The organism is Curtobacterium sp. BNK-1, assembly GCF_048685235.1.
GTDB classification, from domain to species: domain Bacteria; phylum Pseudomonadota; class Gammaproteobacteria; order Enterobacterales; family Enterobacteriaceae; genus Pantoea; species Pantoea agglomerans.
The window spans coordinates 3,517,012-3,542,393 of record NZ_JBLQTJ010000001.1 but is presented as its reverse complement, the minus strand read 5'-3'; the positions used below and the strand labels follow the sequence as shown (position 1 = coordinate 3,542,393).

Sequence of the window (25,382 nt, the reverse complement as noted above, 5' to 3'; positions counted from 1 at the left end):
AAGAAGAAGAGCGTGACATAGCCATCACGCTCTTTATAAGGAGGGGATCAGAGCACTTTTTGTTCGGCGAGATCAAGGGCGAAATAGCTGAAAATAAGGTCTGCACCGGCACGTTTAATCGCACCCAGGCTTTCCAGCACCACATTGCGTTCATCAATGGCACCGGCCTGAGCGGCAAATTTGATCATCGCGTATTCACCACTCACCTGATAAGCCGCCAGCGGCAATTCGGTACGTTCACGGATATCGCGCAGGATATCCAGATAAGCACCTGCCGGTTTCACCATCAGTGAATCCGCGCCCTGTGCCGCGTCGAGCAGCGATTCACGGATCGCTTCACGGCGGTTCATCGGATTCATCTGGTAGGTTTTACGGTCGCCTTTTAGCGCCGTTCCGGCCGCTTCACGGAACGGGCCGTAAAACGAGGAGGCGAATTTGGTGGAGTAAGACATGATGGCGGTCTGAGTGAAGCCCGCCGCGTCCAGTGCCCGGCGAATCGCCTCAACCTGACCATCCATCGCCGCTGACGGGGCGATGAAATCCGCACCGGCTGCGGCGGCAACGACGGCCTGCTTACCCAGGTTTTCCAGGGTAGCATCGTTATCGACGCCGTGATCACACAACACGCCACAGTGGCCGTGGCTGGTGTATTCACAGAAGCAGGTGTCAGACATCACGATCATTTCTGGCACGGTATCTTTGCAGATGCGGGACATACGTGCCACCAGACCGTTCTCGTTCCAGGCATCGCTGCCGGTGGCATCGGTGTGGTGCGAAATACCGAAGGTCATCACCGAGCGGATACCCGCTTTGGCGATGCGCTCAATTTCATAGGCGAGACGTTTTTCCGGAATACGCATCACGCCAGGCATCGCCTGAATCGCTTTGTAATCGTCGACTTCTTCTTCAACAAAGATGGGCAGAGCCAGATCGTTCAGGCTCAGTGAGGACTCCTGGAACATTTCACGCATTGAGGCGCTGGCGCGCAATCTTCTTGGGCGCTGGATAAGGGAATAATCAGACATTTTCATTCTTACGCAGGTGAAAAAAGTGACAACAGTTTACTCCCTTTGCCCGCGAGGGATGAAGGTTTGTGTGCGGTCAGGAGAGGGGAAAAGAACTCTCCCGCCGGGCGGCGGGAGAGCAGAACGATTACTCGTTGATATCCGGATGCTGCTGCACCAGGTTTTTACGTTTCGCTTCCAGACGGGAGATCTCTTCGTCGATATCTTCGATTTTGTGCTCGATGTTATCGTGATGTTCCTGCAGGATTTCGCGCGCTTCTTCCATATCAGAAGCCGCCGGTGTCGCGCCTTTCAGGGGCTTGTTGGCAGTTTCTTTCATGTACAGACCGGTAATCAGACCAATCACTGCCACCACCATCAGATAGTAGGCTGGCATGTAGAGGTTATTGGTCGTTTCTACCAGCCAGGCAGCCAGCGTTGGCGTCAGACCGGCAACCAGTACCGAGATGTTAAACGCACTCGCCAGCGCACTGTAGCGGATGTGCGTCGGGAACATCGCAGGCAGTGAAGAGGCCATTACGCCAGTAAAGGCGTTGAGGATCACCGCCAGCAGCAGCAGACCACCAAAAATCAGCCCCAGTACGCCACTGTTGATCATCATAAAGGCAGGAATCGCGAAGATCATCAGGGCGATACTGCCGATGATGACAAACGGACGACGGCCGAAACGGTCACTCATCATGCCGATCATTGGCTGGACAAACAGCATACCGATCATGATGGCGATGATAATCATCACACCGTGGTCTTCGCTGTAGTGCAGGTTATGTGACAGGTAGCTCGGCATGTACGTCAGCAACATGTAGTAGGTGACGTTAGTGGCGATAACCAGACCGACACAGGAGAGCAGGCTGCGCCAGTGTTTGGTCGCAATCTCTTTAAACGATACCTGTGGACCATCCTGCAGGCCTTCGCGGTCGCCCTGTTCCAGTTTGTCTACGTGCTGCTGGAATGCCGGGGTCTCTTCCAGCGCATGACGCAGGTAAAGACCGATAATTCCCAGCGGCAGCGCGACGAAGAACGGCAGACGCCAGCCCCACTCAAGGAAACTCTCTTCTCCGATAATGGAGGAAATCAGCACCACCAGGCCCGCACCGAGCACGAAGCCCGCAATCGAACCAAAGTCGAGCCAGCTTCCCATAAAGCCGCGTTTACGGTCAGGCGAATATTCGGCCACAAAGATTGAGGCACCGGTATATTCACCGCCCACCGAGAAGCCCTGAGCCATCTTCGCTAACAGCAGCAGAATAGGTGCCCAGATGCCGATGGAGGCGTAGGACGGTATCAGGCCGATACAGAAAGTACTGACCGACATGATGATGATGGTGATGGAGAGGATTTTCTGACGACCATATTTGTCGCCCAGCATACCGAAGAACAGTCCACCCAGCGGGCGAATCAGGAAAGGAACAGAGAAAGTGGCGAGCGCCGCAATCATCTGAACGCCTGGTGAAACGTCCGGGAAAAAGACCTTACCCAGCGCATAGGCCACAAAGCCGTAAACACCGAAGTCGAACCACTCCATCGCGTTGCCCAGAGAGGCCGCGGTGATGGCTTTACGTAAACGGGTATCATCGATGATAGTCACATCATCGATCCCAATTGGTTTTACACGCTTCCTACGCAATTTCATAGAATTACCCTGTATTGGAACACGAAAGTCCTCAACGGCGCGAGCCGGGTGTGAGTCGTTCAGACCGCTGCGTTGAGAAATTTAAGCATAGCCGTAAATAAGCACTGTTTATGCGCCGGCAGACACAATAATTACTGTTGTGATTATTGCGAACAGCGACAGAGTATACCGTTTTTGTGTGATATCTGTCATGTTTGGGCTACATCCGGCCTGTTTTTACAACAAATAGAGCTGTTTGCAACCGCAAAAAAATTATCACTGAGCGTGACGACCGCCGTTTTTTTCAGCAAAACAGGGTCAAAGAGGGGGAAGTTACGAGGCATGCTGGCACCGGAAGCGGTTATCCGCTTTGCATCACAGGGCGGAGAGCAGAAAGATGAGTGAATGTGGCTCGACTGGCGGTTCAGCTGCCATCTGCTCTGGTTCAGACGTCGGGTTCCTGCCGGGTCTGAAGAGCCAGCTCCCGTTCAATCGGCTGTTCGCCCCGATCGGTCAGCCAGGCAACCAGCGCCGTGTTGTCCATCGGGCGGGCATAATAATAGCCCTGGATAAAGACCACGCCGCGCCGTTGCAGATAGCTGAACTGTAACGCGGTCTCAACGCCTTCTCCCAGCACTTCCAGCTCAAGCTCATGGCTGAGCTGGATAATGGCGTCCAGCACCGGCGTTCTGCCTTCCAGGGATTCAATCGCGTTGATAAAGCCGCGATCGATTTTCAGATAATCTATCGTGAAGGTCTGTAAATAGCTCAGCGAACAGTGACCGGTCCCAAAATCATCAATCGCGACCTTCATTCCGCAACCACGTAACTGCTCCAGCTTGCGAGCCACCTCAGCGCCATCTTTGATCAGGCTGCGTTCGGTCAGCTCCAGGGTAATCAGGAACTGCTTATCTTTGATCCGTTCGGCAAACTGCAGCATATCGTCGACAAAGTCAGGATGCTGCAGATGATCCGCCGCCACGTTAATGGCCAGGTGGAAATGGGGCTCAACCTGCCACGCCTGCACATCCTCTGCAATTAAATCGAGCAGATGGCGGGTCAGCGGCACAATCATGCCTTCCGCTTCTGCTGCGCCGATAAAAATATCTGGCCGCACGCCTTTACCGTCGGGCGTTGTCCAGCGCAGCAGGGCTTCAGCGCCGCTGCAGCGTTGCAGCCGGTTGTCGTAGACCGGCTGATAGTGCGCCCTGAACTGGCCGCTGGTGATGGCCCGGCGAATCTCATCGCGCCATGAAATACGCCGTTTCAGCCAGTTCGCCATCAGCATCATCAGCAGAATAGAGAAGATAGCGGCCATCGGCATGATGATAAACATCACCTGACGCCAGGCCGAGATCAGTTCAGAGGGTGAGGCAATGAGGGTGACAGAGAGCGGATAGCGATGGGAGATAGCCTGATAAATCATGGGTTCAAACCAGCTGGACGCGGCGATGTGCGGATCGCCAAACGAGATCGGCGCGCCGCCGCTGAACGTCATGCTGAAATGATAGAGATGGCTGCTGCTGATCGCGCGCATAAAATCGATCAGATACTGGCCATCAATCACTGCCCAGAATCCCTCGCCATCGGGCAGATCGCGCATAAAAATCACGGCCGGACGATTCGGTACGCCCGATGTCCCGGCAATGGACAGACTCCACCAGGCTTTTCCGGTAACCGGCGCGTCGCGCATGATCATCTCTTTCAGCAGGCCTGGGCGTGAACCATACACCGACGAGCAGGCGATGTGATCCTGCTCCATTTTACCGATCGCACGAAAATAGGGGTTTAGCGAGCCAATGCGCTGCAACTGGTTTTCAATCTGGCTGCAGGGCTGATGATGAAACTGGCGCAGCACGGTAATCATATCCCAGGCGCTGTCGCTCATTCTCTCAGCCTGAGATAACAGCGTATTCGCCGCGGTGACCTGCTGCTGATGCACGGTGTGGCGCGCATCCAGGGCGGTAAAAAAAATGCCAATAATCAGAGGCAGCACGCCGGAAATAATAATCACCAGCCTGGCGTAGTCGCGTTTTCGTTTCAGTAGCGGCACCGCTGAATCCTCTGAGTATTATTGGTGTTATGCGGAGGTGCTGATCAGTGGCGCAGCATAGCATCTCTCCGGGCGGTGCAGATTAGCGTTTTTGCGATCAGGAGAACTGACTAAGGTCAATTATCGACCAGACATTGCATTTTTTGACAGGTTGTTTGGTTTTCGTTGCGATGCAGCAAAACAATCAGGTGAAAACGGGAGGCAGGCAGGGTAAAAGGCCGATCCGCCGCAGTGGCCAGGAGAGACCCTGGCCCGTCACAGGGCGGGCGCAGGGCAGGACGTTTTACTTAATCGGCAAAATAGATCTGTTTCAGCGCTACTTCAACGCCGCGCAGTTCGGCAAGGCCTTTCAGGCGGCCAATGGCGGAATAACCGGGATTGGTGCGCTTATGCAGGTCGTCCAGCATCTGATGGCCGTGATCGGGACGCATGGGAATCGCCCGCAGGTTGCCCGCCCGACGGCGGCGCTGCTCTTCCGCCAGAATAACCTTGATCACGCCGACCATATCGACGTCGCCCGCCAGATGCGCTGCTTCATGGAAGCTGGCCGGGTTTGCCTCGCGTTTCGTGGCGCGCAGATGGATAAAATTAATGCGGTCGGCATAGGTTTCCGCCATCTCAACCAGCGCATTGTCGGCACGCACGCCATAGGAGCCGGTACAGAAACAGAAACCGTTGTGCAGACTGTCCACGGTTTCTTTCAGCCACTGCATATCTTCCTGGGTAGAAATAATGCGTGGCAGGCCCAGAATAGGACGTGGTGGGTCATCCGGATGCACCGCCAGTTTAACGCCCGTTTCCTCCGCAACCGGCACAATGGCGCGCAGGAAGGTCGCCATATGCTCGCGCAGTTTCGCTTTGTCGATGCCGTCATACTGCGTCAGCTGCGCCTGAAACTGCTCCAGGGTGTAACCCTCTTCGGCGCCAGGCAGACCGGCGATAATATTGCGCACCAGGGTGCTTTTCTCTTCTGCGCTCATGGCGGCAAAGCGCTGAGCGGCGGCCTGCTGCTCGGCTGGGCTGTAATCCTGTTCCGCTCCCGGACGCTGCAACAGATAAAGCTCGAAGGCCGCGAAAGCGTCGGCGTCGAAGCGCAGCGCTTTTGCGCCATCCGGCAGCGTCCAGGCGAGGTCGGTTCGCGTCCAGTCCAGCACCGGCATGAAGTTGTAGCAGACGGTATCAATGCCGCAGGCGGCCAGATTGCGTATCGACTGCTGATAATTGGCGATATAACGAAGGTAGTCACCACGCTGGGTTTTAATCGCCTCATGGACCGGGATACTCTCCACCACCGACCAGACCAGACCTTTTTCCGCCAGCAGTGCCTGACGCGCTTTAATCTCCTCAACCGGCCACACCTCGCCGTTAGGGATATGGTGCAGCGCCGTCACAATGCCGGTCGCGCCCGCCTGACGCGCATCATCCAGTGAGACCGGGTCATTGGGGCCGTACCATCGCCATGTATGTTCCATTTTTACTCCTCAACTGTGATGTGGCCCAGTGGTCAGGCCGCTGGGCCAAGAGTATGATAGTGGAAAAAACAGGGCCGTGATCCGGATCGCAGCATGACAAACTGCATCGGTGAAGAGATCGCTTTTAAGTGCAATCAGAGGAGAGGGTGATGACGCTGCCAGTAATAAAAACCGAGCGCCTGTACCGTCAGATCGCCAACGTCATCATGGCCGGTATCACGCGCGGTGACTTTGTGGCAGGAGGGTTGCTGCCACCGGAGCGTGAGCTGGCAAAACAGCTGGGTGTCAGTCGTTCATCAGTGCGTGAAGCATTGATTGCGCTGGAGATGACCGGCTGGGTCGATATCCGCACTGGCAACGGCGTTTACGTCGCCCAGCCGTTGCCGCAGGCTGCGGTTCCGCAGGAGAGCGAAACCTGCAGTCTGCAGGATCTGTTGCAGGCGCGTGAAGCCTTTGAAGGGATGCTGGCAGGATTTGCCGCACGTAACGGCACCACCGTTCAGCGTGCAGCACTGCTGGCGCTGACCGCTGAACTGCAGCAGTACAATGAAAACGACGCGGCCTTTCTGGAGCAGGACAAGCGCTTCCATCTGCTGATCAGTGAGATGAGCGGCAATGATGTATTACGCGACCTGCTGGAGCAGTTATGGAACCGGCGCCACAGCCCGCATGTGCAGCGACTGGAGCGCCATTATGCCGATAACAGCTTCGCGCAGGAGATGAACGCTGACCATCAGCAGATCGCCAATGCGATTGTGGCGGGCGATGAAGCAGCAGCCCGTCAGGCGATGGAGAGCCATCTCCAGCACGTGCAGCAGCGGCTACTTGGTTAATGCCCGTGCCCGCTTAGGTCGTCCGGTGCCCAGCATAATCGCCAGACGGCTGCCGCCTGGCGTGGTTTCCATCAGAATTTTAGTAATGCTGGTAAGCGGCACCGAGAGCAGCATGCCGACCGGACCGAGCAGCCAGCCCCAGAACACCAGCGACAGAAACACCACCAGTGTCGATAAGCCAAGACCGCGCCCCATCAGGCGCGGCTCCAGCATATTGCCAAACACCATATGAATTGCGGTAAACAGCGCCGCCACCATCGCGGCATCAAACAGGCTGTTCAGTAACAACGCCTGCAGGAAGGGCGGGATACCGGCGATAATCGGGCCGATATTGGGAATAAAGTTGAGGATAAACGCCACGACACCCCATAACAGCGCAAACTTCACATCCAGCAGATAGAGACTCAGCCAGACCGCGATGCCGGTTATCAGACTCACCAGGGTTTTCAGCGCCAGATAGTGCGTGACGCCTTTCAGCGCTTTATGCAATCCGGCGATGCGAATTTTCGGATTCACCAGCGCGTTGCGCATTTTATAGGGCAGGTGATGGACCTCAAACAGCATAAAGACCACGGTCAGCACCAGCAGCACGGTATTGGTCATCGCGCCGGAAAAGCCGCTCAGCGCCACGGTAGCCAGGTTCATCATGGTATTAGGATCGAAACGCTGTACCAGCGCATCGGTTGAAATATTAAGATGAAAGCCCGCCGCCAGATGTTGCAGTACCGTCATTTTCTGCTCCATGGTGGCGCGCAGTTGCGGATAGAGATCGGAAAACTCGCTCATTGAGCTGGCAATAATGGCACCCAGCAGCACGAGAGCGCAGAAGATCACCGTGATCACCAGCCCAATCGCCAGTCCACGGCGGAAGCCACGCCGCATCAGCATTGTCACCAGTGGATTCAGCACAATGGCAAAGAACGCCGCCAGCAGCAGCGGAACCAGAATATCGGACGCTGCCCGAACCCCGGCGAGGATAATGACCAGCATCGCCAGTTTTATCAGAATATTTTGTCCGATCTTTTCCCGTTGCAGCTCGCTCATTCTCTCTCTCATAACGTAATTTGGCTGTTGAAAGTGTAGCTGAAACAAAATTAACAATCTGATTTATCAGAGAAACGGTAAAGCGCGGTGGCAGGTGGGTGATGTAATCAGCGCCACAGCACTCAGCTATCGCGGCAGAGCAGCAACTCCCCATTGTGCCGGTTTTAACCCGCCTTTCTGCTGCACGTCCGGGCAGGGGCAGCCGCCCGATAGCCGTGTCATTAAGATGCGCCAGTGGCGAAAGCGGGTATAGTTAAAGGATAAACCTTATCATTCAGCCAAATACGAGCGCGAGGACTCATGCCTGAACAGCCTGCCGCGGAACCGAACACCCCATCCGGAAACCTGCACATCTCTCTGCTGATCCTCTCTATCGTGGCCTACAACTTTGCCAGCTATCTCACTATCGGTCTGCCGCTGGCGGTATTGCCAGGATGGGTGCATGACCAGCTGGGCTTCAGCGCATTCTGGGCGGGCCTGGTAATCAGCCTGCAATATGTGGCGACGCTGCTGAGCCGCCCACACGCCGGACGCTATGCCGATCTCTGGGGGCCAAAGAAAGTGGTGGTGACCGGCCTGGTTGGCTGTCTGATCAGCGGGTTATGTATTTTGCTGGCGGCGCTCATCGAATCACCGCTGTTAAGCCTGACGCTACTCTGCGTGGGCCGCTTGATTCTGGGCGTGGGTCAGAGTTTTACCGGCACCGGCACCTCGTTGTGGGGTGTGGCGCGGGTGGGTTCGCTGCACATTGGCCGGGTTATCTCCTGGAACGGCATTGTCACTTATGGCGCGATGGCGATTGGTGCGCCGCTCGGCGTGGTGATATTCCGGGCGGGTGGCCTGCTGTGGCTGTCGCTGGTCATTGTTGCTATCTGCGTGGTAGGCATCGTCTGCGCGGTGCCGCGTCCGGCCGTAAAAGCCAGCCGGGCCAGACCCTTGCCGTTTCGTGCGGTGCTGGGGAAAATCGCCGGTTTTGGTGCGATTCTGGCGATGGGTTCGGCGGGTTTCGGTGTCATCGCCACCTTTATTACCCTGTTCTATCAGGATAAAGGCTGGGAAGGGGCCGCCTTTGCGCTCTCCCTGTTCAGCGGCGCTTTCGTCGGCGCGCGCCTGCTGTTCCCGAATGCGATTAACCGCCACGGCGGTCTGCGGGTCGCCAGCATCTGCCTGGCGGTTGAAGCCGCCGGACTGTTTCTGGTGGCCGCAGCGGGTGATCCCTGGATGGCAAAAGCGGGCGCATTTCTGACCGGTGCCGGGTTCTCGCTGGTATTCCCGGCGCTGGGCGTGGTGGCGGTAAAAGTGGTGCCGCAGCAGAATCAGGGCAGCGCGCTGGCGACCTACACCGCCTTTATGGATCTGTCGCTGGGGATAACCGGGCCACTTGCCGGATTCATCATGACTTATGCGGGTGTCTCACGCGTCTACCTGCTCACGGCGCTGCTGGTCTGCGTCGCTTTTTTCTGCACGCTGCGCATGCAGCGGCGTCAGGCGGTGTTGCCGGCAGCAGACGATTCTTCAGGATAAAAAAAATGGCCCAGCAGCTGGCCAGAACGTCTTTTCAGACACAGATAAACCGATTAATGGTGCGCGCAAAGCGCAGAACAGGATTCAGGCTTGCAGCAGTTCAATACTGTTGCGGATCTGGCGTTCAACCTCCGCAGGGGTCCAGTTGCTGAGCTGACTGGAGAAAGGCTCAAAGGCATAAACGCCCTTATAGCCAAGCATCTCCAGCCGCTTCACCTGCACCACGCTCTTCATTACATCGTTATCACTCAGCATGATGCGTTCTTCATCGGTCAGTTCGGCGGTCGGACGGCGATCTTCCACGCCCGAAAGGTGCACCAGACCGATCTGGTTAACATGAATGCCGGCTGGAAACTCCTGCTCAGCCTGCTCATAGAGATGATGGTGAAAGGTATCCAGCAATAACTTAAAGGGCACGTCCGCCGCGGCGATCAATTGCTGCGTTTGTACCGCCGAACGCAGCGAGCTGACCGGAAAACCCAGCGGCTCCACCAGACCCTGAATGCCATAGTGGGCAAAGCGCGGGGCCAGCTGCTGCATCGCCGCCTGGGTTTGCTGAGGCGACACGGCTATCCCCTCATTCAGCGGACACATGACCAGCGCCTTTGCACCAATCTGTTGTGCTGTCTGTAACAGTGCTTCGGCCCGGGCCAGTAGCGCGTCATCAATGCGGTTAAACGGATAGAGCGCATTAATGGTGATGATATCAATATGATACCTGTCGGTCAGAGCGCGCAGCTGATCGGTGCTGAGATCGTCAGTGACGCTGCCGCCCGGCATGTCATTACGCAGTTCAACCTTGCTCAGCCCCAGACGCTGAACCAGCTGAAAAAATGCCTCCAGCGAGAGCCGGGGCGCAATTTTGCGGTTGATACAGAAACGGGTTGGATCGATGGCCATGCACTGACTCCGGGACAGGAGGATGATGCGACCAAAGAGAACATTTATTTCATTAATAGTGAATAATGAAACACAAATTATTAGATCAGCCTCGCATTAATTTCATATTCCGTTTCAGCCCGATGCATAAAGGCTGGATCAACTTCGCAGTAAAACGCCCAAACCACTCCCCGGCTATTACCCTGCTACGCTAAGGCTGGCCGCTATTAGTGGCCTCCCGTCATCGTGATGCCGCGAGAGACTAAGTGGCGGGAAAAATGCGATCTGTGCCGCTAAAATCAAATTTTCCAAAAAGAACCATTTGAAAAATTTGTTCCACTGTAATAGCTTCATAGCACGCTTTCAGGTTTGCCTGGTCAGGCAGTGTGGCAGGTCGCATAGTCCGTCTGCAGGGAACTTAACCATCTAAAGAGGCAACATCATGACAATCATAGGTAACTTTATTGGCGGTAAAACCACTTTCAGCGCCAGCAACGAAACCATTCCTGTTTACGATCCGGCAACCGGCAAAGTGGTACGTGAACTGACGCAAAGTACCGCTGATGAAGTGGCCCAGGCGATTGGTGTCGCGCATGACGCTTTTGCCGCCTGGTCGAAAACCTCGCCGCTGCGTCGCGCCCGCGTTCTGTTCAACTTTAAAGCCCTGATGGAGCAGCACCGTGATGAGCTGGCGGCGCTGATTGTCTCTGAGCACGGCAAAGTCTGGTCTGATGCGCTGGGTGAACTGACGCGTGGCATCGAAGTGATTGAGTTTGCCTGCGGGATCCCCCATCTGCTCAAAGGCGAATATTCCCCGAACGTCGGCAGCGGTGTTGACAGCTACTCGCTGATGCAACCGGTCGGCGTCGTGGCGGGCATTACGCCGTTTAACTTCCCGGCGATGGTGCCGCTGTGGATGTTCCCGATAGCCCTGGCCTGCGGTAACACCTTTGTGCTGAAGCCACCGGCGCTGGATCCTTCTGCGGCAGTGCGTATGGCTGAACTGCTGACCGAAGCGGGCCTGCCCGATGGCGTATTTAACGTCGTACACAGTTCCAATGAAGATGCTGAGCAGCTCTATAAAGATCCGCGTATTGCCGCGGTGAGCTTCGTCGGTTCTTCTGGCGTGGCTGAGCATATCTATAAAACCGCCAGCGCCCACGGCAAGCGGGTACAGGCGTTTGGCGCGGCGAAAAACCACGCTATCGTTATGCCGGATGCCGACCTGGATGCCACCGTCAACGCCATTATGGGCGGTGCGTTTGGCTCTGCTGGTGAACGCTGCATGGCGCTGCCGGTTGTGGTCGCCGTGGGCGATGATACCGCCGACAAGCTGATCGCCCGTCTGACTCCGCTGGTGAACGCGCTGCGTATCGGCCCTGGCATTAATCAGGGCGCTGATGAAAATGAGATGGGACCGGTCGTTTCAGCGGCGCACCAGAAGAAAGTGCTGGGCTACATCGACAAAGGCGAGCAGGAAGGCGCGAAGCTGGTGGTCGATGGTCGTAACGTGCAGGTTGCAGGTCACGCCGAAGGTTACTACGTCGGCGGCACGCTGTTTGATCATGTCACCTCTGAGATGGTGATCTGGCGTGAAGAGATTTTCGGGCCGGTGCTGAGCATCATGCGCGCGCCGGACTACGACAGTGCGCTGCAACTGGTTAACAGCCATGAATTCGGCAACGGCAGCGCGATTTTCACCAGCAACGGTCACACCGCACGTGAGTTTGTGCAGAACGTTGAAGCGGGTATGGTCGGTGTCAACGTGCCGGTTCCGGTGCCGATGGCATTCCACAGCTTCGGCGGCTGGAAGCGTTCAGTGTTTGGCGCGCTCAATGTTCATGGACCGGATGGCGTGCGTTTCTATACCCGCATGAAAACGGCCACCGTACGCTGGCCATCCGGTCAGCAGACCGTGTCTGAATTCAGTATGCCAACCTTAGGCTGATTCATTTCAACGCTGATCCCGGTGCGCGACCGGCAGGATAATCTGCCGGTCGCTTTGTTCGCTGGCACCGCGCCCGCGAGCCCACCGCAGCGTCAATCGTGACAGAGAGGAGTATCAGGATGTCTTTACTGTCGAAAGCACAAGCCCCTGACGCGCAGGGTCGTATTCAGCATGTGACGCCTGAGCGCGCCGGCTGGCGTTATGTGGGATTTGATGCCTATTTGCTGAAGAAAGGGGAAACCCTGCGCCTCAGTAGTGGTGACAAAGAGCTGTGTCTGGTGCTGGTGGCCGGGCTGGCCTCGGTAAAAACCCGCCATGCTGATTTTCCCGGTATCGGTCAGCGCATGTCGCCTTTTGAGCGCGTACCGCCTTATTCTGTTTATGTGCCGCATGATGATGAAGTAGAGGTTTACGCTGACAGCGATCTTGAGCTGGCGGTCTGTAATGCGCCCGGTCAGGGGAATCTGCCTGCGCGCCTGATTGCACCAGCCGATGTCGGCGTTGAGCATCGCGGAAAAGGGCGCAACCAGCGCCTGGTTCACAATATCCTGCCTGACAATGAACCGGCTGATAGCCTGCTGGTGGTGGAAGTCTATACCAACGAGGGCGATACCAGCTCTTATCCCAGCCACAAGCACGACCAGGAGGAGAGTGAAAACGAAACCTACCTGGAAGAGACCTACTATCACCGTTTCGATCCGGAACCTGGCTTTGCCATGCAGCGCGTCTACACCGACGACCGTTCCCTTGATGTCTGTATGGCACCTTATAATCGCGACGTGGTGATGGTACCGCGCGGCTATCATCCGGTAGCGACGCTGGCGGGATACAATAACTACTATCTGAACGTGATGGCGGGGCCGGTGCGGCTGTGGAAATTTACCTGGGAGAAAGATCACGCCTGGGTGAACAGCGACAGCTATCCGCGGAAAGCGTAAGTCTTCGCTGAAAAATAAACAGCAATCACGGTTTATAAGCCGCGTTCATATCAGTAAAAAGGGCAGCCTGTCGCGCTGCCCTTTTTTGTGTGTGGAACTCAGCTGGTCTTTGCGTTGTTCAGTGCCAGCGAAACCGCCAGCGTCTGTGCCAGGCAGAGTGAAGCGACCTGCGAACGGAAGCCATCGACCTGCGCTTCACGTACTACAAAGCAGACATCGCTGAAGGCGGCCAGCGGACTGACCTGACTGTCGGTAATGGCAATCTGATGCGCACCGCGTTTGGCACCCATTTCAACCACCTCGACCGCTTCACGTGCATAAGGCGAGTAGCTGATCGCAATCACCACATCTTTCGGGTTTACCAGGCTGAGCTGCTCGGTAAACATCCCGCCCAGGCCATCAATCAGGAAAGCGCGGCGCTCCAGATGACGCAGCGCGTAGACCAGGTAGGAGGCGACGCTGAAAGAGCGGCGCAGGCCGATGACATAGATATTCTCAGCCTCATTCAGCAGTTTCACCGCTTTGTTCAGCTGCTCAGGATTAACCTGCATCGCCAGCTGCTGCAGCGCCTGGCTGTTAACCATGGTAAAGACGTTGAGGATTTCCGCCGGACTTTCAGGCGCACTGGCGCTGTCGTCCGTTGAGGTCTGGCGAAACAGGCGAGCGCGCTCGGTATAGTTGACCGTCTCCTCCATCAGATGCTGACGAAAAACCTGTTTCATTTCGTTGAAGCCGCTGAAGCCAAAAGCATTCGCAAAGCGGATCAGCGTCGACGGTGGCACATCGGCCTGTTGAGCAATCGAGGCGACGGTATCGAAAGCAATACTGTTACTGTTATCAAGGATGTAGCGCGCAACCTGTTTAAGACGCTTGCTCAGCGTTTCGTAGCGGCGACGAATATCGTCCTGCAAGAGAGAAAGTTGGGTGGGATTATTGTTCATCACTTCTGCCCGTATAATTAGAATAATGGCTGCATAATGAGCGCTATAGTATCAGATGGATGGAAAATTTCATTTCTTTGCGTCAACGACGCGGTTTATTTCATGGCTTTATGAAATGGTTCACAGATTAGCCTCAGCGCCCGAGGCGCGCCTCTGCACAGGTTATAACAGGATGAAAACCGGCGTGGAAAGTCAGTGAGGAGAAGAGGGATGCGAGTAAAAACGCCATCCCGGGTGTGATGGCGTGAGATTGTTGAAAAGTGTGCCCCTTCCAGCTGTAAGACTGTGCAGGCTCAGGTAACACGGTCAGATCGGAAAGTCGCTAAAGCCATCCCTGGCCGCTCGGCCCGCACCGTCCCTGGCGCGGGACGCTTTCCTCCTCTGACCGTGTTACCTGCGCATTGAGCTTATTCGTTGCGGCAACATTCACCCTGCTTTGAATGAGTCAGCAGTCTGAGGCTATCCTGGTTGAGACAGCCTCTGGCAGAGCAGGAAATCAGGCGCGGGCAGCGCGCCAGTACTCAATCAGTCGCAGATAGTTGCCTTTAACCGTCTCAATCAGCGCCTGATCGTCCAGCTCCCCCTGTAACCACTGGCGGGAAGGCTGACCAAAGATAGTGCGGCCTACCGCAAAACCTTTCACCCAAGGTGCTTTGGCCGCCGCGGCGAAGCCCGCTTTAAGCTTCTCTTCGGGCGCATCCAGACCGAGTAACAGAATGCCGCGACAGTGGGGATCCTGCTGCTCAATCAGACCGCTGATCGCCTGCCAGCTTTCCGCCGACAGCGGTGGCAGTTTCCACCAGTCAGGCTGGATGCCCAGACTGTAGAAATGGCTCAACATATCAAAGTAATACGTTTCATTCTTATCCGGGTTGTTGTCAGGCAGAATCACTTCCAGCAGCAGCTCATGACCGCTTTTGTTACAGCCGTTCCAGACGTCGAGCACCAGCTCATCCTGCTCTTTACGCAGTTCAGCACTGTCATGCGGATGATAGAAGACCAGACATTTCACCACGTGTTCGGCAGGCCAGTCGATCAGCTGCGAGCCGATGTTGCCATGCTCCAGGCGCAACGGACGCGAGCTCGGCAGCTCAATCGGGCGGCCAATCCACCAGTTCTTACCGGTAATGGCGTTCAGCGCCTTCTGACCGTAGGTCGTATCCGCCAGAATCCCGCTTTTATTCTCTAATCCTGCCTCTCTGGCAGCCTGCTGAGCGGCTTCCAGCAGCAGCAGTTTCAGCTCCGGAATGCGGCTCTCGTCCACGCCCGCTTCCTGCGCCATATCCGCCAGCTGTTTGCGGTGGTCGAAGGCGAAGACATTCAGCTCCGGCCACTGCTGCTTGCGGGTAGTCACGCGGTGCAGATGGTTCAGACGGCTGTCGAGATCGGGACGTTTCACCTCTTTGTCGCGACTCAGGAAATCATCCAGCTCCGCTTTGGTTGGCATGGCGGGCGCACAACCGTGGCGTGATACCACCAGCGCTCCGCAGGCGTTGGCGTAACGGCACGCCTGAGTCCAGCCCTCATCATTCAGCCAGCCGCGCAGCAGGCCAGACATAAAGGCATCGCCCGCGCCCAGCACGTTGAGAACCTCGACGCGAACGCCCGTGTGCAGTTCAGTCTGTTCCCAGCTATCCGGGATCTCGCCTTCAAACACCACGCAACCCAACGGACCGCGTTTGCAGACCAGCGTCGCCTGACTCGCCTGACGCACGTTTTTCAACGCGGTCAGGGTGTCGGTGCTGCCACCGGCAATATGAAACTCCTCTTCGGTGCCGACGATCAAATCGAAATAGTGCACCACTTCCTGTAACTGCTGCGTGACCTGTGACGACTCAATGAAACGCGTTTCACCGTCGCCCAGAGAGGTCAGTCCCCACAACACCGGACGATAATCGATATCCAGCGCCGTGCGCAGGCCGTTGCGGCGGGCAATATCCAGCGCTTTCAGCACTGCTTCGCGGGTCTGAGGATGGGATAAGTGGGTGCCGGTAACCGCCACCGCGCGCGCAGAGGTAATAAAGGCTTCGTCGATATCGTCCGGAACCAGACCCATATCGGCGCAGTTATCGCGGTAGAAAATCAGCGGAAAAGTCTCTTCATCTTTGATGCCGAGGATCACCAGTCCGGTCAGACGCTGCGGATCGGTGATTAGCGCATCGGTGTTACAGCCTACGCGCTGCAACTCTTCACGCAGAAAGCGACCATTATGCTCATCTCCCACCCGCGCCAGCATCGCCGATTTCAGCCCCTGAATCGCGGTGCCATAGGCGACATTGCCCGAGGAGCCGCCCAGATATTTAGCAAAGGAGGTGACATCTTCCAGTCGCGCCCCGATTTGCTGGCCATAAAAATCAACGGCGATGCGCCCGATACAAATCACATCAAGCGGTTTCTGTTGTGTACTCATACCTGTGGTTTCCTTCTGTGATTAGCAGCGCTGGCGGGCGTAAAGACCGACACCAGTTACGCTCTGCTTCCGGGTCTGTAGGTGTCTGACTGGCTATGAAGGGAGTATGAGGAATAAAAATTCCATATTCAATACGAAATGAAATATCCATCGCAATTTTGTGAACCAGGTAAAACTCCTGATTGCCGCCCGCCTGCGCGAACTCTGCCAGCGTGATGTGCGGTATGTCAGGGTTGTGAAGGGGATCGCAGGAATCCGCACGCCAGTCAGGCAAGCTGCTGCATTGAAATGAATTTTTTCATCAGGCACCACTCTCTGTTAAACGTTCCAGATTTCCCCACTGCAATCGCCCGCCAGACCTGTTGCCGTCATTAAATTTGATCTCACTCGCAAAATGAAATGTTTCTTCTGTAATCGTGTTTTATGAAAAATATATTTGTTTATAATCGCCTCACGTTTCAGTTATTCAGGTCGCCTTTTCCGCCGATGACAACGCCTGGCGTTCTGTCGCGGAAGTCGGGGTCCACCAGCATGTAAGGAAGAATATGGGCACTATCAGACTGACCACGGCACAGGCGCTGGTTAAATTTCTTGATAATCAATTCATTGATGTCGATGGCGTTGAGACGAAGTTCGTAAAAGGCATCTTCGCCATTTTCGGACATGGCAACGTGCTGGGGCTGGGCCAGGCGCTGGAACAGGATAGCGGCGATCTGGTGGTCTACCAGGGCCGTAATGAGCAGGGCATGGCTCATGCTGCCACCGGCTTTGCGCGCCAGTCGCTGCGCCGCCAGATTATCGCCTGCAGTTCGTCTGTGGGGCCTGGTGCGGCCAATATGATCACCGCCGCGGCGACCGCGACCGCCAACCGCATTCCTCTGCTGCTGCTGCCAGGCGACGTCTTCGCCACCCGCCAGCCCGATCCGGTGCTGCAACAGATTGAGCAGAGCTACGATCTCAGCATCAGCACCAACGACGCCTTCCGCGCCGTCAGCAAATACTGGGATCGCGTCAGCCGCCCGGAACAGCTGATGTCCGCCTGTATCAACGCCATGCGCGTACTGACCGATCCGGCAGAAACCGGCGCGGTCACGCTGTCGTTGCCGCAGGATGTGCAGGGCGAAGCCTGGGATTACCCTGACTACTTCTTCCAGAAACGGGTGCACCGTCTGGATCGCCGCCTGCCAGTGGCGGCGCAGCTGGCAGATGCCCTGACGCTGATTAACCGTAAGCGCAAGCCGATGATTATCTGCGGCGGCGGAGTGAAGTACTCCGAAGCGGGCGAGGCGCTGCGGCAGTTTGCCGAGCGCTATCAGATTCCCTTTGCGGAGACGCAGGCGGGCAAAGGCACGCTGGTCTCTGACCATCCGCTGAATGTCGGCGGCGTGGGCGAAACCGGCTGTCTGGCGGCTAACCTGCTGGCGAAAGAGGCCGATTTAGTGATCGGCATCGGCACCCGCTACACCGACTTCACCACCGCGTCGAAATGGATTTTCCAGCATCCCGATGTCAGCTTCCTGAACATCAACGTCAGTAACTTTGACAGCTACAAGCTCGATGGCGTGCAGCTGCTGGCCGATGCCCGCGAAGGGCTGACCGCGCTCACCGCCGGTCTGGCCTCGCAGCACTACAGCAACGACTGGGGCAACCAGATTGAGCAGGCGCAGAGCCAGCTGCTGAAAGAGACGCAGCGTGTCTACCAGGTGGAATATCACGATGGCGACTTTGTGCCGGAGATTGCGGATCATCTCGACCGTAAAGCAGTGTTCGCTGAGTTTAACCGCCTGACCCAGTCGCTACTGACGCAAAGCAGCGTGCTCGGCACCTTAAATGAGCAACTGCCGAAAGACGCAGTGGTAGTGGCAGCGGCGGGCAGTCTGCCGGGCGACCTGCAGCGCGTCTGGCGCACCAAAGATTACAACGCCTACCACGTTGAATATGGCTACTCCTGCATGGGTTATGAAGTGAATGCCGCGCTGGGTGTGAAGCTGGCGCAGCCGCAGCGCGAGGTCTATGCGCTGGTCGGTGATGGCTCCTTTATGATGCTGCATTCAGAGCTGGTCACCTCGATTCAGGAAGGGGCGAAGATCAACGTAGTGCTGCTGGATAACATGACCAACGGCTGCATCAATAACCTGCAGATGGAACACGGCATGGACAGCTTTACCACCGAGTTCCGGTTCCGTAATGCGGAAGGCGGCAAGCTGGACGGCGGCTTTATCCCGGTCGATTTTGCCGCTATCGCCGCCGGTTATGGCTGCAAAACCTATCGTGTGACCACGCTGGAGCAGCTCAAGGCGGCGCTGGAAGATGCCCGCACCCAGACGGTTTCCACCCTTATCGACATCAAAGTGCTGCCAAAAACCATGATCCACAAATATTTCAGCTGGTGGCACGTCGGCGTGGCGCAGGCCTCGAAGACCGAACGTTCTCAGGCGGTGGCGGACAAGCTCAACAGCCATCTGGATCAGGCGCGAAAATATTAATTTCAGGGCCGTGCCGCGGCCCGTTTTGCTCTTCTCCGTACGAACCCTACACAGGTGTAATTATGACTTTGAAACTTGGCGTCATCGGTACAGGTGCAATTGGTCAGGAACATATTCGTCGCTGCAGCCATGTGCTGCAGGGTGCACAGGTGGTTGCCGTCTCTGACATTAATGTCGAAGGCGCGCGTGCCGCACTGCAACGCCTGAATATTGAGGCGGAGGTATTCGAAAATGGACACGACGTGATTCAGTCTCCGGATGTTGATGCGGTGCTGGTCACCTCATGGGATCCGACCCATGAAGAGTTCACCTTAGCGGCGATTGCCGCCGGTAAACCGGTGTTCTGTGAGAAGCCGCTGGCGATGAGCGCTGAGGGCTGCCGCCGGGTCGTGGATGCAGAGATTCAGGCGGGTAAACGCCTGGTGCAGGTCGGCTTTATGCGTCCTTACGATGCGGGCTACCGTGCACTGAAAAAAGTGATCACCGATGGCGATATCGGTGAGCCGCTGATGCTGCACTGCGCGCACCGCAACCCGACCGTGCCGGAGAACTACACCACGCCGATGGCGATCACCAACACCCTGATCCACGAGCTGGATGTGCTGCGCTGGCTGACAAACGATGACTATAAAACGGTGCAGGTGGTCTTCCCGCGCGTCACCTCGAAGTCACACAGTCAGCTGAAAGATCCGCAGATCGTGCTGTTTGAAACCCAGAAAGGGGTTCGCATTGACGTCGAGATCTTCGTTAACTGCGCTTACGGCTATGACATCCAGTGTGAAGTGGTGGGCGAAGAGGGGATTGCGCGCCTGCCAGAGCCCTCTTCGGTGCAGCTGCGCAAAGAGGCCCGGCTGTCGAACACCATTCTGGTGGACTGGAAAGATCGCTTTATCGAGGCGTATGACGTTGAGCTGCAGGCGTTTATCAACGACATCAAAGCGGGCCAGTTGACCGGTCCTTCTGCCTGGGATGGCTTTGCCGCCTCAGTCGCCGCCGATGCCTGCATTAAAGCGCAGAACAGTGGTGCGATTGAGCCGGTAGAGATGCCGCCGCGTCCTGCTTTCTATAACTGATTTAGCTGTCTATGCGGCATGGCCGCTCTCCGCCTGGGAATAAGATAATGAACAAAGAGAATGTAAAACTGGCGATCGCCCCGATCGGCTGGACCAACGATGACATGCCGGATCTCGGCAGTGAGAATACCTTCCAGCAAACCGTCAGTGAGATGGCGCTGGCTGGCTTTACCGGCAGCGAAGTGGGCAGCAAATATCCCCGCGATCCGGCGATCCTGAAACCGATGCTCGACATTCGCGGCATCGAGATCTGCAACGCCTGGTTCAGCACCTTTTTCGCCAACGGCGACAAACAGAAAACTATCGAACAGTTCATTGAGCATATGAACTTCCTGCATGCGATGGGCGCGCGGGTGATTGGCTGTTCCGAGCAGAGCAAAAGTATTCAGGGCACCGGGCTTGCGGTGTTTGAAGAGAAAGCCATTTTCAGCGATGAAGAGTGGCAGTTAACCGCGGAAGGCTACAACGAACTTGCCCGCATCGCGGCGGAGAAGGGGATGCGCGTGACGCTGCATCACCACATGGGCACCGGTATTCAGACCACTGAAGAGATTGACCGGTTTATGGAGATGACCGACGAGCAGGTCGGTTTGCTCTATGACACCGGCCACGTCTACTACTCCGAAGGCTCCCAGAAGAAGATGCTGGCGGTACTGGAGAAATATCTGCCGCGCATCTTCCACGTTCATCTTAAGGATGTGCGTGATGAGGTGGTCGCCGAGGTGCGTGAGAACCATCTCTCGTTCCTGGAAGGAGTGAAAAAGGGCACCTTTACCGTACCGGGTGATGGCGTGATCGACTTCAGACCGGTGTTCAAAATCCTGGATGATTACGGCTATAAAGGCTGGATGGTGGTTGAAGCGGAGCAGGATCCGGCACTGGCCAATCCGTTTGAATATGCGGTGAAAGCGCGGAAATATATTCGCGAGAATGCAGGTTTATAAAAAGCCCTTCTGAACGAAGGCTGGCTTCCCCGTGCAGGGAAGCCAGCCTTTTGTTTTACTTCAGCGTAATGCTTTTCACGATGTTGTCAGCATCGCTCTGCGCCTGCTGCTGATTATCACCTGGCAGCGTAATCTGCAGCGTCACCAGTTTGCCATCCACTTTCGCCAGAACCACTGAAGACCATGAGGTCTGGTTGTTGGCAGAAATCACCGTATCCAGCTGCTGCGCGGGCTGATCTTTCAGCGTCACAGATTTGTTCGACACCACCTGCAACTGCGGATCGCGATTACGCTGCTGCTGTTCCATACGCTGCGACAGCACATCCAGACCATCATTGGTCGGGTCACCGGCAATCACAATAATGGCGCGGGCACCGGTTTCATCCGCATAAACGTGCATGTTAGTGGTCTGCGAACCCAGTTTACCGCTTTTATCGGACATGCCTGGTGGCAGCGAGAAGCTCAGTTTGCCATCCATCAGCGTGACGGTTTGCGCCGACTGACTGGCGCTGACGCCGTTGTCATTCGCCGCTTCATCTTTCTTCTGGTCACAGGCTGCTAAGCCGAGTACCAGTAAACCCATTCCTACATATTTCACCAGGTTGCGCATCAGAATCCCTTTTTAAGTTTCCAGTCAGGCATTAATACAACAGGAATCAGGTTGCAAACGCAACCTGATGATTGTCAGAAGATCTTAGCGGATAGTAGTGGAAACCGTATGGGCGCTTAGCCGAAATTGACCTGGCGGGCGGTCTGGCGTTCAGCCAGACGCTTCAGCGCCGCGTTGAGCAGCACGCCGTAGGCGGGCAGGAAGAAGACCATGCAGATCAGCACTTTGAAGCTGTAATCCACCAGGGCAATCTCAACCCAGTGCTGCGCCATAAACGCATCGGGGCTTTTATAGAAGGCGATAAAGAAGAAGGCCAGCGTATCGCTGATATTCCCCAGGAACATGGCGCAGCCCGGCGCAATCCACCACTGTGGCAGGCGACGCAGACGGTTGAACACGTGAACGTCGAGGATCTGACCCAGCGCGTAAGCCATAAAGCTGGCGCAGGCGATACGGGCAACAAACAGATTCATCACTTCCAGTGCCTGCCAGCCCTGCCATTCACCCTGATAGAACAGCGCCGAGACACTGTAAGAGATAAACAGCGCCGGGATCATCACGGCCAGAATAATGCGTCGGGCCAGCGGTGCGCCAAAAATACGCACGGTGAGGTCGGTCGCCAGGAAGATAAACGGGAAGCTGAATGCACCCCAGGTGGTGTGGAAGCCAAACACTGAAATAGGCAACTGAACCAGATAGTTACTGGAAGTGATCACCAGCAGGTGAAACAGCGATAACCAGAAAAGCGCATGCATGCGCTGACGCGAAGAAAATGCGAGCATATTCAACCTTTTTAATGTTGGGGTGAGGGAACCCATTGCGGGACGCCGTTCGGGCAGCGCCTGGCAGTTTTATGAGCAAAAAGCGGCGGCATCTTACCGCGTTGTGCTTTTTATGCAATGGTTAATTTTAGCGCAATCGTTATCGCCTTGCTTCACCGCCAGCACGCGCTAGAATGAGCGCCCCTTACCTGAACCGAGTTGATTATGAGCGATGCTTTTTCCTCTGCCGACCATCAGCTGGATGCCCGTGGCCTGCGTTGCCCGGAGCCGGTGATGATGGTGCGCAAAACCGTACGCAGCCTGCAGGATGGCGAGACGTTGCTGATCATCGCCGATGATCCGGCCACCACGCGCGATATTCCCGGCTTCTGCCGCTTTATGGAACATGGCTTGCTGGCGCAGCAAACCGACACGCTGCCCTATCAGTTTCTGATCCGCAAAGGCATGGCGGGTTAACGACAGCCGTACAGGCCGCCGTTAACCTCACTCTTCAGATCAGAAGTCGCCTGCTCAGGCGCGGCGACGCAGTAACCGCAGCGCGTTGGCGGTGACCAGCGCGGTCGCACCCGAATCCGCTAGCACCGCCAGCCAGAGTCCGGTCAGACCCAGCAGGGTTGTGACCAGGACAATCGCCTTCAGCCCCAGCGCAATACCGATATTCTGGCGGATGATACGCCGTGTCCGGCGTGCCAGCGCAATCATCGGAGCCAGATTGCTGAGCTGATTACGCGTCAGGGCAGCATCGGCCGCTTCCAGTGCCACATCGGTGCCGCTGCCCATCGCAATGCCCAGCGTTGCCGCTTTCATTGCTGGCGCGTCGTTAATGCCATCCCCGACCATCGCCAGCGGCTGTTGCTGACTCAGTTCGCGGATCGCCGCGACTTTATCGGCGGGCAGCAGACTGGCGCGATAATCAATATCCAGCTGGCGGGCAATGGTCGCCGCAGCGCGCGGATTGTCGCCGGTCAGCATCAGGCTCTCAATACCCAGCTTTTTCAGCGCCTTTAACGCCTCAACGGCGTCGTCGCGCAGCTGATCGCGCAGAGCCAGCGCACCCAGCGCTTCGCCATCGCGCATCAGCACCACCAGGGTTTCACCTTCAGCTTCCTGTTGCGCTATCTGCGCATTTTGCTGCGGCGTCAGATCGGGTGCATGGCCGGGCGTCAGCAGCTGAATCTGCTGGCCAGCGACTTTCGCGCTGATGCCGCGTCCCGCCTGCACCTGCTGATCCTGCGCGTCAGGAATCACCAGATCACGCGCCTGCGCGGCCGCCACGATAGCGCTGGCCAGCGGATGGGTGGCACCCTGTTCCGCAGCGGCGCTCAGCGCCAGCATCTCTGACTCGCTGGCCGTGCCAAAGCGCAGGATCTGCGTCAGCTGCGGCTTGCCCAGCGTCAGAGTACCGGTTTTATCAAACGCCATTCTGCGCACCGAACTCAGCCGCTCCAGCGCCGCACCGCCTTTGATCAGTGCGCCCTGTCGCGCCGCCGCAGCCAGCCCGGAGGTAATGGCGGCAGGCGTGGAGATCACCAGTGCACAGGGGCAGCCAATCAACAACAGTGTCAGCCCTTTGTAGATCCACGGCTGCCAGTCGCCTGCGCCGAGCAGTGGCGGCACCACCATCACCAGCAGCGAGAGCAGCATGACCAGCGGCGTGTAAATACGGCTGAACTGGTCGATAAAGCGTTCGACCGGCGCACGATGCGTTTCCGCTTCTTCAATCAGCTGCAGGATACGGTCGATCGCGCTTTCACCCGGCTTCGACACCACTTCCAGCATCACCAGGCGATCAACGCTGGTAGCACCGGCGAGGATTTTTTCGCCGCTGGCCCGCGTTACCGGCAGTGATTCACCGGTCAGCGCGCTCTCATCGAAACTGGCAAGCGGACTGATTAAGCTGCCATCGACCGGCAAGCGGCTGCCCGCCGCGACTTCAATCACATCGCCGGGTTGCAGCGCTGCGAGCGGTACCTCAGTACGTTTGCCCTGTTCAAGGCGGATCGCCGATTCAGGCCGCAACGCCATCAGGCTGGTAACGCCGCTGCGCGCCCTGGAAGCGGCATAGCTTTCCAGCTGTTCGCCCAGCTGAAACAGCACCAGCACCATCGCGGCTTCAGCGTGTGCGCCAATAATCAGTGCGCCAGCTGACGCCAGCGTCATTAATGTCTCAATAGTAAAAGGCGATCCGCTGCGCAGACGCTGCCAGGCGCCGCGCGCCACCGGGACCAGGCCGACCAGCGTGGTCAGCACAAACAGCCGATCGCCCCAGGCGGGCGCGAACTGGCTGAGAATGCTGCTGGCAAGCACCAGCAGCGCCAGCAAAATCAGCATCCGGTTATGCTGCCAGCCCGGCGTAGCGGGGGGTGTGGCCGACGTGGCTGATGGGGTTGCGAGCTGGAACCCGGCTTTTTTCACCGCCTGTTCAACGGCGTTTTGTACGTCCTGGTCAGCGTTGACCACCAGTTTCTCGCTGCTGAACAAGACACGGGCATCGGTCACGCCACTTACCTGACGGACAGCGGTTTCAATGGTGCGGGCACACGACGGGCAATCCATCCCGCTGACCTGCCAGCTAAAGGGATAACTGTCGGCACCTCGCCGGTCGCTTTCCTCAGCGGTGTCGGCGTCGTTGCCAGGGCTGCAGTGACTGTCACAGCAACAGCCTGCCGTCTCGGCAGGGACAGGCGTCGCGGCGTGAATAGAAAGGGAGAGGGGGCGGGCCTGGCGAACCTGGCACAGCGGTTTTGCTGCGGCGTGACTGGCACGGGGTTTGCCGCAGCCACAGGCGTGATGTTGATGCATATGACC

19 protein-coding genes are annotated in these 25,382 nt (G+C 56.8%); 8 read left to right on the top strand and 11 right to left on the bottom strand.

Going from position 1 to position 25,382, the window contains the following annotated elements; translation table 11 throughout:
* Window positions 1-47: 47 nt before the first annotated feature.
* From hemB to uxuA, 4 genes are all read right to left on the bottom strand, one after another.
* Window positions 48-1,025 (bottom strand): porphobilinogen synthase, encoded by a 978-nt coding sequence (gene hemB / locus ACMGGP_RS16785; RefSeq protein ID WP_010671515.1) that lies wholly within the window; start codon window positions 1,023-1,025, stop codon window positions 48-50.
* Between the two features lie 127 nt (window positions 1,026-1,152).
* Window positions 1,153-2,658 carry a glycine betaine/L-proline transporter ProP gene (gene proP, locus ACMGGP_RS16780; protein ID WP_010253365.1) on the bottom strand — a complete coding sequence of 502 codons (1,506 nt, stop codon included), beginning with the start codon at window positions 2,656-2,658 and terminating at the stop codon, window positions 1,153-1,155.
* A 424-nt stretch (window positions 2,659-3,082) separates the two neighbouring features.
* Window positions 3,083-4,690: an EAL domain-containing protein gene (locus ACMGGP_RS16775; protein ID WP_010253363.1), complete on the bottom strand. Its 1,608-nt coding sequence runs from the start codon at window positions 4,688-4,690 to the stop codon at window positions 3,083-3,085.
* A 287-nt stretch (window positions 4,691-4,977) separates the two neighbouring features.
* A complete protein-coding gene (gene uxuA / locus ACMGGP_RS16770) occupies window positions 4,978-6,162 on the bottom strand; it encodes a mannonate dehydratase (protein WP_033768013.1) in 1,185 nt (394 codons plus the stop codon).
* Window positions 6,163-6,311: 149 nt separating this feature from the next.
* Between uxuA and ACMGGP_RS16765 the strand changes: the two genes are divergently transcribed.
* Window positions 6,312-6,995: a FadR/GntR family transcriptional regulator gene (locus tag ACMGGP_RS16765; protein WP_010253357.1), complete on the top strand. Its 684-nt coding sequence runs from the start codon at window positions 6,312-6,314 to the stop codon at window positions 6,993-6,995.
* On the opposite strand, the gene ACMGGP_RS16760 is transcribed toward ACMGGP_RS16765, so the two are convergent.
* Window positions 6,984-8,039: an AI-2E family transporter gene (locus tag ACMGGP_RS16760; protein ID WP_010253354.1), complete on the bottom strand. Its 1,056-nt coding sequence runs from the start codon at window positions 8,037-8,039 to the stop codon at window positions 6,984-6,986. The genes ACMGGP_RS16765 and ACMGGP_RS16760 overlap by 12 nt on opposite strands.
* A gap of 300 nt (window positions 8,040-8,339) precedes the next feature.
* Between ACMGGP_RS16760 and ACMGGP_RS16755 the strand changes: the two genes are divergently transcribed.
* Window positions 8,340-9,563 carry an MFS transporter gene (locus ACMGGP_RS16755; protein WP_033785697.1) on the top strand — a complete coding sequence of 408 codons (1,224 nt, stop codon included), beginning with the start codon at window positions 8,340-8,342 and terminating at the stop codon, window positions 9,561-9,563.
* 84 nt (window positions 9,564-9,647) lie between these two features.
* On the opposite strand, the gene ACMGGP_RS16750 is transcribed toward ACMGGP_RS16755, so the two are convergent.
* On the bottom strand, window positions 9,648-10,463 hold the full coding sequence (locus tag ACMGGP_RS16750) for a TIM barrel protein (RefSeq protein ID WP_010671519.1): 816 nt from the start codon (window positions 10,461-10,463) through the stop codon (window positions 9,648-9,650).
* Between the two features lie 421 nt (window positions 10,464-10,884).
* On the opposite strand from ACMGGP_RS16750, the gene ACMGGP_RS16745 reads away from it, so the two are divergent.
* Together ACMGGP_RS16745 and iolB are read left to right on the top strand one after the other, a co-directional pair.
* Window positions 10,885-12,390, top strand: a complete 1,506-nt coding sequence (locus ACMGGP_RS16745; protein ID WP_010253344.1) for a CoA-acylating methylmalonate-semialdehyde dehydrogenase — start codon at window positions 10,885-10,887, stop codon at window positions 12,388-12,390.
* A gap of 119 nt (window positions 12,391-12,509) precedes the next feature.
* Window positions 12,510-13,328, top strand: a complete 819-nt coding sequence (iolB, locus tag ACMGGP_RS16740; protein ID WP_010671521.1) for a 5-deoxy-glucuronate isomerase — start codon at window positions 12,510-12,512, stop codon at window positions 13,326-13,328.
* Window positions 13,329-13,426: 98 nt separating this feature from the next.
* Here the strand turns inward: iolB and ACMGGP_RS16735 are convergent, their stop codons facing one another.
* Both ACMGGP_RS16735 and ACMGGP_RS16730 read right to left on the bottom strand, forming a co-directional pair.
* Window positions 13,427-14,269 (bottom strand): MurR/RpiR family transcriptional regulator, encoded by an 843-nt coding sequence (locus ACMGGP_RS16735; RefSeq protein ID WP_010253340.1) that lies wholly within the window; start codon window positions 14,267-14,269, stop codon window positions 13,427-13,429.
* Between the two features lie 496 nt (window positions 14,270-14,765).
* On the bottom strand, window positions 14,766-16,679 hold the full coding sequence (locus ACMGGP_RS16730; protein ID WP_033773070.1) for a bifunctional 5-dehydro-2-deoxygluconokinase/5-dehydro-2-deoxyphosphogluconate aldolase: 1,914 nt from the start codon (window positions 16,677-16,679) through the stop codon (window positions 14,766-14,768).
* A gap of 545 nt (window positions 16,680-17,224) precedes the next feature.
* Between ACMGGP_RS16730 and iolD the strand changes: the two genes are divergently transcribed.
* The 3 genes from iolD (at window position 17,225) to iolE (ending at window position 21,182) form a co-directional block, all read left to right on the top strand.
* Window positions 17,225-19,165 (top strand): 3D-(3,5/4)-trihydroxycyclohexane-1,2-dione acylhydrolase (decyclizing), encoded by a 1,941-nt coding sequence (gene iolD / locus ACMGGP_RS16725; RefSeq protein ID WP_033768026.1) that lies wholly within the window; start codon window positions 17,225-17,227, stop codon window positions 19,163-19,165.
* A gap of 62 nt (window positions 19,166-19,227) precedes the next feature.
* The gene (gene iolG / locus ACMGGP_RS16720; RefSeq protein ID WP_010253336.1) at window positions 19,228-20,238 is read left to right on the top strand and encodes a bifunctional inositol 2-dehydrogenase/D-chiro-inositol 1-dehydrogenase; all 1,011 of its coding nucleotides are present in this window, start codon (window positions 19,228-19,230) and stop codon (window positions 20,236-20,238) included.
* 47 nt (window positions 20,239-20,285) lie between these two features.
* Window positions 20,286-21,182: a myo-inosose-2 dehydratase gene (gene iolE, locus ACMGGP_RS16715; protein ID WP_498798652.1), complete on the top strand. Its 897-nt coding sequence runs from the start codon at window positions 20,286-20,288 to the stop codon at window positions 21,180-21,182.
* Window positions 21,183-21,237: 55 nt separating this feature from the next.
* Here iolE and ACMGGP_RS16710 read toward each other — a convergent pair whose 3' ends face one another.
* Window positions 21,238-21,792 (bottom strand): DcrB family lipoprotein, encoded by a 555-nt coding sequence (locus ACMGGP_RS16710; RefSeq protein WP_010253333.1) that lies wholly within the window; start codon window positions 21,790-21,792, stop codon window positions 21,238-21,240.
* Between the two features lie 116 nt (window positions 21,793-21,908).
* A complete protein-coding gene (locus ACMGGP_RS16705) occupies window positions 21,909-22,574 on the bottom strand; it encodes a 7-cyano-7-deazaguanine/7-aminomethyl-7-deazaguanine transporter (RefSeq protein WP_010253331.1) in 666 nt (221 codons plus the stop codon).
* Window positions 22,575-22,778: 204 nt separating this feature from the next.
* Between ACMGGP_RS16705 and tusA the strand changes: the two genes are divergently transcribed.
* The gene (gene tusA / locus ACMGGP_RS16700; protein ID WP_010253330.1) at window positions 22,779-23,030 is read left to right on the top strand and encodes a sulfurtransferase TusA; all 252 of its coding nucleotides are present in this window, start codon (window positions 22,779-22,781) and stop codon (window positions 23,028-23,030) included.
* Between the two features lie 54 nt (window positions 23,031-23,084).
* On the opposite strand, the gene ACMGGP_RS16695 is transcribed toward tusA, so the two are convergent.
* Entirely contained in the window at window positions 23,085-25,376 is a 2,292-nt protein-coding gene (locus ACMGGP_RS16695; RefSeq protein WP_498798651.1) for a zinc/cadmium/mercury/lead-transporting ATPase, read from the bottom strand.
* Window positions 25,377-25,382 lie beyond the last annotated feature (6 nt).

Excerpts from the sequence above, each read along its gene's own strand:
- hemB (WP_010671515.1), bottom strand. The coding sequence starts at position 1,025 with ATGTCTGATTATTCCCTTATCCAGCGCCCAAGAAGATTGCGCGCCAGC.
- proP (WP_010253365.1), bottom strand. The coding sequence starts at position 2,658 with ATGAAATTGCGTAGGAAGCGTGTAAAACCAATTGGGATCGATGATGTG.
- uxuA (WP_033768013.1), bottom strand. The coding sequence starts at position 6,162 with ATGGAACATACATGGCGATGGTACGGCCCCAATGACCCGGTCTCACTG.
- ACMGGP_RS16765 (WP_010253357.1), top strand. The coding sequence starts at position 6,312 with ATGACGCTGCCAGTAATAAAAACCGAGCGCCTGTACCGTCAGATCGCC.
- ACMGGP_RS16760 (WP_010253354.1), bottom strand. The coding sequence starts at position 8,039 with ATGAGCGAGCTGCAACGGGAAAAGATCGGACAAAATATTCTGATAAAA.
- ACMGGP_RS16755 (WP_033785697.1), top strand. The coding sequence starts at position 8,340 with ATGCCTGAACAGCCTGCCGCGGAACCGAACACCCCATCCGGAAACCTG.
- ACMGGP_RS16750 (WP_010671519.1), bottom strand. The coding sequence starts at position 10,463 with ATGGCCATCGATCCAACCCGTTTCTGTATCAACCGCAAAATTGCGCCC.
- ACMGGP_RS16745 (WP_010253344.1), top strand. The coding sequence starts at position 10,885 with ATGACAATCATAGGTAACTTTATTGGCGGTAAAACCACTTTCAGCGCC.
- iolB (WP_010671521.1), top strand. The coding sequence starts at position 12,510 with ATGTCTTTACTGTCGAAAGCACAAGCCCCTGACGCGCAGGGTCGTATT.
- ACMGGP_RS16735 (WP_010253340.1), bottom strand. The coding sequence starts at position 14,269 with ATGAACAATAATCCCACCCAACTTTCTCTCTTGCAGGACGATATTCGT.
- ACMGGP_RS16730 (WP_033773070.1), bottom strand. The coding sequence starts at position 16,679 with ATGAGTACACAACAGAAACCGCTTGATGTGATTTGTATCGGGCGCATC.
- iolD (WP_033768026.1), top strand. The coding sequence starts at position 17,225 with ATGGGCACTATCAGACTGACCACGGCACAGGCGCTGGTTAAATTTCTT.
- iolG (WP_010253336.1), top strand. The coding sequence starts at position 19,228 with ATGACTTTGAAACTTGGCGTCATCGGTACAGGTGCAATTGGTCAGGAA.
- iolE (WP_498798652.1), top strand. The coding sequence starts at position 20,286 with ATGAACAAAGAGAATGTAAAACTGGCGATCGCCCCGATCGGCTGGACC.
- ACMGGP_RS16710 (WP_010253333.1), bottom strand. The coding sequence starts at position 21,792 with ATGCGCAACCTGGTGAAATATGTAGGAATGGGTTTACTGGTACTCGGC.
- ACMGGP_RS16705 (WP_010253331.1), bottom strand. The coding sequence starts at position 22,574 with ATGCTCGCATTTTCTTCGCGTCAGCGCATGCATGCGCTTTTCTGGTTA.
- tusA (WP_010253330.1), top strand. The coding sequence starts at position 22,779 with ATGAGCGATGCTTTTTCCTCTGCCGACCATCAGCTGGATGCCCGTGGC.
- ACMGGP_RS16695 (WP_498798651.1), bottom strand. The coding sequence starts at position 25,376 with ATGCATCAACATCACGCCTGTGGCTGCGGCAAACCCCGTGCCAGTCAC.